This window comes from Paenibacillus harenae DSM 16969 (assembly GCF_000422465.1).
In the GTDB taxonomy this organism is placed as follows: Bacteria; Bacillota; Bacilli; order Paenibacillales; family Paenibacillaceae; genus Pristimantibacillus; species Pristimantibacillus harenae.
This window is the reverse complement of sequence record NZ_KE383845.1, coordinates 580,626-588,003: the sequence shown is the minus strand read 5'-3', so window position 1 is coordinate 588,003 and position 7,378 is coordinate 580,626. Positions and strand designations below refer to the sequence as shown.

The following is a 7,378-nucleotide window of genomic DNA, read 5'->3' as shown; positions in this document are numbered from 1 at the left end:
TCTAGAGAGGCTCTAGGATTTCTTGTCCCAACTATTGTGGTTTCGAATCCACCATCAGTGAAGATCTGCATAGGTGTGATGCCGCTCATGTATGCCTTTACTGCGTACCGTTTAAACTCAGGGCTATATGTAATTGCTTTCTCTGAAACGTGCACGACATTAGGATTTGATTCAAGTATTTTAATCTGCATTGGTGTAAAACATTTGCGTTTAGACATGATGAAAGTTATACCCCGTTCTATTTAGTATGTTAATTAAAACACAAAAACCCGTGAAATAGACACTTTTTTCAAAGTGTCTATTTCACGGGTCACAGTTCACCCCAGCACTGCCGTTTTTTCTAATGTACATCCATTTATTGTTCAATAAGAGCTATCCCTCAGTTAAGCTTATCCATTTTGAGATAGCCCCTTCATACGTTTAACCCTATTGTCTCGAAGCATGTGGAATATGATTCGATAACACATTGTAAAAGTTAATTTTGTTCTATTCCGATGTGAAAACACTTACAATGAGATCCGTACATCCATGATACAATATGGACAAAGCATCGCGCCTAGGAGAGAGAAAGCATGAAGATATGGAAACGACTTATTCCTAAAACCTTGACTTATCGATTGTTTGTATCCTTCCTTTTATTCATCGTTCTCCCTTTCCTGATTATTCAGTACTATAACTACGCTCAGATTGAGACAGCGTTCAGTCGGCAGCTATCGGACAAAAACAATGAACAGCTTAACTTCATTATAAACAATCTAAACAATGTGCGTTCCAATCTATTCGCCCATATGCTGCAGATGGAGCTGGATCCAGCCATTATCGAACAGCTGGAGAGTCCGTCTGCCGCTCCGGATGCGAGCTATGAGAAGATCGCTCTTGTGCTGCAGAAGTATCGGAATATGTACGCGCCGTATGGAGAAGATTACGTGCGGTTCGAGCTTGCCGATCGACATGGGTATGTGTACAGCAGTATGAATCCCATGGCTGTGATGGACGCAGATTGGCAGGAACAACCGGAGTTTCAAGAGCTCAGCCGGCACAGGGAAGGCTTTCAGTGGGTGTCGAAGGAAGAGCTCTATTTATATTCCGTGATTCGATCAGGAGAGCAAACCATGGGCTGGCTAAGAATTACCTTCGATTATACCGGGTGGCTGCACAATTTCAGCCGTAATCTGCTCATCCAACAGGATTATATTATCCTGGATCGGGAGGGCCGCATTCTGGCACAGACGGATCCCGATAACCGCTTGCATGCTGATGTGATCGCCCGTATCCGTACGCTGAATCACGAGAAGGAGTCCTTCATCGATCAGGAGAACGCATCGCTGATTAACGCAGGTTATATTAGACCTCTGGATTGGTATATTGCCTCTGTGTTTACGTTAGACATCTATTTCGGAAGTCTCGATCATATTAAGAAGCAGCTGCTGACTACGTTCATCATTACCGTATCCGTGTTCGTCCTTATCACCTTGGCTATCTCTTCCAGTATCACGCGGCCCCTGAAGCTGCTGGAGAAGAAGATGTCCGATATGGTGCAAGAGAACTTCCAGAAATCCATGATCCGTGAGGAGAAATACCAGGGAGAGATGCTGTCGCTCGCCCGAACCTTCAACCGGATGGTCAACAACATTCAATTGCTGATTCAGCAACTGAAGATGGAGGTGCGGGAGAGGGAAGCCATTCGTCTGCAGATGCTCCTTGTCCAGATGAATCCGCATTTCTTGCTGAACACCTTGAATCTGATGAAATGGAATGTCCTCGAGAAAGGAGACCGGGAGACGGCCGAAATCTGTATCGCGCTTGGAACATTGCTTGAGCAAAGCCTGGCTTCGGAGGAGGAGATCATCCATCTGCATAAGGAATGGGAGCTCCTGCAGGCCTACGACTATATCCAGCAGATCCGCTTCGAGGGACGGTATCTGTTCCGCTACGAGCTTCAGGAGGAACTGAAATATGCATTGGTTCCGAAGTTTATTCTTCAACCGCTCGTAGAGAACTCGATCAATTACGGCTTCGCCCAGCGTAAACAAGACGGGGTCATCACGATCCGCGCGTATGCCATCCGGGATAGGCTTGTGCTGGAGGTCGAGGATAACGGGCGGGGCTACCAGGTTAAAGAGATGACGGACAAGCGCAGACGCAAGGGAATCGGCCTTGCCAACATACGGGAAAGACTGAATCTGCTGTTCCGTAACGACGGCGAGCTGACGATTGTGGAAACGGATCCGGGTACGCGTGTGACTGTACGGATGCCGCTGTTACTCTCGGTCCCGAATGAAGGAGAAGGAGGGCTCTAACGGATGTGGAAAGTATTATTGGTCGAGGACGAGCCTTATATCCGGCGTTCCGTGCGGAAGCAGATCGATTGGAATGAGTTGGGGTACGAGATCATAGGGGAAGCGGATGACGGCGAGCAAGCGCTGGAGATCATGAGAGCGGAGAAGCCTGATCTCGTCATCGCGGACATCATGATGCCGATCATGGATGGTCTTGAGCTGCTTAAGCAATCGAGGCAGCTCGGCTTTGATACGTGCTTCATCATGCTTACCTGTGTCAATGAATTCGAATATGCGAAAGAAGCCGTGGAATATGGCGCATCGGGTTATGTACTGAAGCTCTCCATGTCCATCGAATCGCTTCGTAAGAAGCTGATCGAGCTGTCCGCTGAGCTTCGGAAGCGCAGAATGCAGCAATTGGAAAGGTTCTTTGGCAGATGGAACGGCCTGTATTCATCATGGTGGGAGGAATATGCCGCGAAGGGGTCATTGGGGGAAGCTGCCAGACCCATTGAGCCTGTCGAATACCATGAATATGCAGAGTGTCTTGTAATCGTCCTCTTGCTTGGTCCTCAAGCTTCCGTATCCGATCGATTGCAAGCTCTACGTGCAGCCAACCGTTCCGCAGAGATGGAGATTCATACATTCATACGCAGCGGAATCGCCACCTTCTTCTGTTGGCGCCGCAGTGCCGGCAAGCAGGACGATGAGTTCTCGGCGCTTGAAATGCAATCGCAAGCGGTGGTTCTGAAGGTTGGCTTCCCGCGACCCGAGCGGGTTAGAGACACTTGGGTCCGCGCGCTGGATCACTTGCGTCATAAGTGGTATCAAGTGAAGAGCGGCTATGCCGCACAAGCTGATCCGATCGCGAATCGGGCGATTCCTTGGGAACTGGAAGGCAAGCTAATTCAATATATCGAGATGGGCAAGCTGGATGATGCCTTCCTCATTCTGGACCGAATCTGGTCGCTGTTCGAGCAGCAAGGCATTCGGATCCCGATTGTGAAGGAGGAGTCAGTCCGCTTGGAGGGCATGCTGCTGCGCATCATGAGGAGACCGCAGACGGATCAGGAGATTTTGTGGCTGGCGTCCTCGCATCAGGTTCTACTTGGTGTTCTGAAGCAGCGGCTAGAGGCGGCGCAGGCTCAGCACCTTCATGAGACACGCGAGTTCACCGATCATGAGGAGATCAACAAAATCATCCATCGTATCCACCAGTACTATGATAAAGAGATTACGTTGAAGTCGATGGCGGAATATGTGAATATGGACGAACATTATGTGAGCAGTCTGTTCAAGCGCAAGACAGGCGATACGCTCATTAATTTTCTCCAGAAGCACCGGATTGAGCGGGCCAAACGATATTTGACGGAGACGGATTTCCCCATCCATGAGATCGGCCATCTTGTAGGGTTCGCCAATAACAACTATTTCTCCAAGATCTTCCGGAGATGGGTTCAGTTGACGCCTAGCGAATATCGGAAAGCCCTTTCATAAATTTGTTCATAGAAATGGTGATGAACACGCTTTCGGCCGGTTTTCCTTGTGGAGAGGTCCCCAATCGCAAAAATATGTTCCAGGAAGTCACTAATTCCGTTCCTTCTCGCTGTGGCGCATTGCTGATACATTAGGGTTAGCAAGCACAAGGGAGGGCAGTCATGGCTCAGAAAATCATAAACCCAACTACAACTCACCGAACACCTTCGATCCACCGCAAACGATGGAAGGAAATCTGGTCACAGCGGTCCTGGTACTATATGCTGTTGCCGGGATTCATTTTTTTTATCATATTTAAGTATTTCCCGATGTACGGCGTCATGATCTCTTTCAAGGACTTTGATCTTCTCGAGGGCATTTGGCGAAGTCCATGGGCAGATCCGTGGTACAAGCATTTCGAATATTTCTTTCAATCCACGTATTTCACTCAGCTCCTGACCAATACTTTTTTAATCAGCCTATATAAGATCACCTTCGGCATGTTCCCGGATATCATCATGGCGCTTTTGTTGAATGAATGCCGGGTGTTGTGGTTCAAGCGGTCCGTTCAGACGCTAACCTATATGCCGCACTTCCTGTCCTGGGTCATCATATACGGGATCTCGCTCGCGTTCCTGTCAGAGACGACAGGCTTGTTGAATCGATGGATACAGTCGATAGGGTTCGAAGCGATTCCCTTCCTGTCCTCAACGGATTGGTTCCGCAGCGTACTGGTGGGCTCGGAGATCTGGAAGGATATCGGCTGGGGCGCGATCATCTATCTTGCCGCCATGTCTTCGATAGATCCATCTTTGTATGAAGCAGCGCGTGTGGACGGAGCCAGCCGCTTCCGCATGATATGGCATATCACTCTGCCCAGCATTACACACGTGTTCGTTCTGCTGTTGATCCTACGTATAGGTCATATATTGGACGCCGGGTTCGAGCAAATCTATGTCATGTACAATATCCGGGTCTATCCGGTAGCGGATATCATCGATACCTGGGTGTATCGTACAGGTTTGGAGCAACTGAATTTCAGCCTGGCTTCCGCTGTCGGCTTGTTCAAGTCCTTCATCGGCCTATGGCTCGTGCTTGGCGCGAATGCGTTCGCTAAGAGATGGGGGCAAGGCGTATGGTGAAAGGACATTCGGAACGCTGGTTTGACATCGTTGTATTCACTGTGTTACTGCTGGCCGGGGTGGCTGCGGTCTTCCCCATTCTGTTCGTTGTATCCATGTCGTTGACTCCTTATGGCGAGGTGCTGCGCAACGGAGGGTATGTCTTCATCCCGGACAGTATTACCTTCGATGCTTATCATTATCTGCTGGAGAAGACGAAGTTGCCGAGAGGATTGATGGTGACCTTGTTCGTAACGGTTATCGGAACCTCGCTTAGCTTGCTGTTGACGATGCTGATGGCCTATCCGCTCAGCCGCAGGAAGCTGAATGGAAGATCGTATATCCTCTTGATCATCCTGTTCACGATGCTGTTCAATGGCGGATTGATTCCCACCTATCTGACCGTGCAGCAAGTCGGTCTGTTGAACACCGTGTGGGCCATGATTATACCGAACGCCGTCTCGGCCTTCAATCTGTTGATTATGAAGAGCTTCTTCGAGAGCTTGCCTGAGGAAATCTTCGAATCGGCCAAGATCGATGGCGCGAAGGAGTGGCGGATCTTGACCACGATCGTTGCTCCGCTATCGGTTCCATCGCTAGTGACCATCGGGCTGTTCTATATGGTCCAATATTGGAACTTGTATTTTCAGGCCGTGCTGTATGTGCAGAGTTCCGACCTGTATCCGCTGCAGGTTGTGGTTCGCAATATCCTGATGATGAATCAGATGGCGGACAATATCAATCCAGAAGTGACGCTGCCTACGGTCACCCTGCAGATGGCTGCCGTAGTTGCAGCCAGTCTTCCGATGATTATGGTCTATCCATTCATTCAGAAATATTTCATCAAGGGCATGCTGTTAGGTGCAATCAAAGGGTAAACTCCGGTTGCCGGCACCGGTTTTTATAGAAAACATGATAAGAAAGTAGGGGTAGTATGAACAAACATCTCAAGTTGCTGCAAACCGTATTAGCCATCCTCCTGACCATCTCGCTGCTTGCGGCTTGCGGCGGCAATAATGGAACGAGCAACAATGGGAATGACACCAATTCCACTACAGACAGCGGTACATCCGCTACCAATGAGCCAAGGGAAATCATCGATATCGAGATGGTGATGAGCACCTGGGGAACCTTGAGGCCTGAGAATGACTTCATCGCAGATAAACTGAAAGAGGAGCTCGGCATTAATCTGACCATCACCGATGAGGTCGAGTTGATGGAGAAACTGAACGTTCGCGCCGCAGGGAGTAACCTGCCTGACCTGATGATGTTTGGTTCTGCCAATGATTTCCGTGATTATGCAAAACGGGGACTGCTAACCGATTTTACGCCGCATCTGGAAAAGCTTGACCAGGTACAAGCCTTCTTAGGGCAGGGCGGCTTCGACAAAGCGACAGTAGAAGGCAAAGTGTATGGGGTTGCCAAGGAACCGACCCTCCGGGCGTTCTCCTACTGGATCCGCCAAGACTGGCTGGATAATCTGGGCTTATCCATGCCGACAACCTTGGATGAATTCTATGAAGTGATGGTCGCTTTCACAGAAGATGACCCTGATGGCAATAACAAAAACGATACCTATGGGCTGACTGGATCCTTCGGAGGTCTAGGGGCTTTCACGCCGATCCTGGCTACACTGGGCGCAGCTCCGGAGTATCAGATTCGGGACGGAGAGCTCGTGAACTTCTATTCGGATCCTCAGCTGAAGGAAAGCTTGACGTATATTAAGAAGCTGGCTGATGCGAAGGTGCTGGATCCCGAGCTGACAACGAATTCAGGACAGAGGATGCTCGAAAAATCCTTCCAGGGGATGACTGGCGCCATCTACTCGACATGGGCGGACATGGTGAAGGACGATAGGGTCGAAGTGTGGAAGACCGCGAATCCGGACGCGGAATGGGCTATCGTTCCTCCATTCCAGGATCATGTATATGGCGAGGCCGTGGACTTCAAGGACGCCGGCGCTACGTCCGGCTTCGTAGCGATCTCTAAGGCTGCAGGAAGCAATGAAGAGAAGCTGAACCGGATCCTCGAGCTGTTCAATTATATCTCCCACGATGAAGGTCTGAGAATGGTGCAATTCGGATTGGAGGGCGAACACTACAATCTGGACGGCGACAAGGTAACGCCTACCGATAAAGCAAGTGAAGCGGCGTATTCCTGGATCTACCAATTCATGGGTCGTCCGGAGATGAGCTACCTCTCCACCAAGTTCGCGAACCAAGCGGATTGGATCGAGCGAGCAGCCGACTTGCCAAGGATCACCACTTACAATGGCTTCGTCACGAAGCTGCAAGAGGTCAATTATGCGGACAGAACGCGTTTTATTGAAGAGGAGTTCCTCAAGTTCGTCTACGATAAGCGCGATATCAATGAATTCGATCAATTCGTGAAAGAGTTAAAGGATACGTTCATGCTGGACAAGGAAATCGAACACGCTAAGCAAATCTTGACCGAATTAGGCTACCTAAAAAAAATGTAACCATAGCGGAGGAGCGGCGGGCT

Annotated in this window: 6 protein-coding genes; 5 read left to right on the top strand and 1 reads right to left on the bottom strand. The window is 49.5% G+C overall.

What is annotated here, in order from left to right:
- A partial coding sequence (locus tag H581_RS38680) for an HTH domain-containing protein (protein ID WP_342663378.1) occupies nt 1-218 on the bottom strand: 218 nt, incomplete at its 3' end.
- A 354-nt stretch (nt 219-572) separates the two neighbouring features.
- Between H581_RS38680 and H581_RS0130495 the strand changes: the two genes are divergently transcribed.
- The 5 genes from H581_RS0130495 to H581_RS0130470 all read left to right on the top strand — a co-directional run bounded on the left by H581_RS0130495 (nt 573) and on the right by H581_RS0130470 (nt 7,355).
- The gene (locus tag H581_RS0130495; protein WP_029192562.1) at nt 573-2,300 is read left to right on the top strand and encodes a sensor histidine kinase; all 1,728 of its coding nucleotides are present in this window, start codon (nt 573-575) and stop codon (nt 2,298-2,300) included.
- A gap of 3 nt (nt 2,301-2,303) precedes the next feature.
- Nucleotides 2,304-3,776, top strand: a complete 1,473-nt coding sequence (locus H581_RS36775; RefSeq protein WP_051251475.1) for a response regulator transcription factor — start codon at nt 2,304-2,306, stop codon at nt 3,774-3,776.
- Nucleotides 3,777-4,036: 260 nt separating this feature from the next.
- Nucleotides 4,037-4,897, top strand: a complete 861-nt coding sequence (locus tag H581_RS0130480; protein ID WP_245600207.1) for an ABC transporter permease — start codon at nt 4,037-4,039, stop codon at nt 4,895-4,897.
- The gene (locus H581_RS0130475; RefSeq protein WP_029192560.1) at nt 4,891-5,754 is read left to right on the top strand and encodes a carbohydrate ABC transporter permease; all 864 of its coding nucleotides are present in this window, start codon (nt 4,891-4,893) and stop codon (nt 5,752-5,754) included. The genes H581_RS0130480 and H581_RS0130475 overlap by 7 nt, the downstream gene beginning before the upstream one ends.
- Before the next feature lie 56 nt (nt 5,755-5,810).
- Entirely contained in the window at nt 5,811-7,355 is a 1,545-nt protein-coding gene (locus tag H581_RS0130470) for an extracellular solute-binding protein (RefSeq protein WP_051251474.1), read from the top strand.
- Nucleotides 7,356-7,378 lie beyond the last annotated feature (23 nt).

Coding starts and splice junctions, on each gene's coding strand:
- H581_RS0130495 (WP_029192562.1), top strand. CDS start 573: ATGAAGATATGGAAACGACTTATTCCTAAAACCTTGACTTATCGATTG.
- H581_RS36775 (WP_051251475.1), top strand. CDS start 2,304: ATGTGGAAAGTATTATTGGTCGAGGACGAGCCTTATATCCGGCGTTCC.
- H581_RS0130480 (WP_245600207.1), top strand. CDS start 4,037: ATGCTGTTGCCGGGATTCATTTTTTTTATCATATTTAAGTATTTCCCG.
- H581_RS0130475 (WP_029192560.1), top strand. CDS start 4,891: ATGGTGAAAGGACATTCGGAACGCTGGTTTGACATCGTTGTATTCACT.
- H581_RS0130470 (WP_051251474.1), top strand. CDS start 5,811: ATGAACAAACATCTCAAGTTGCTGCAAACCGTATTAGCCATCCTCCTG.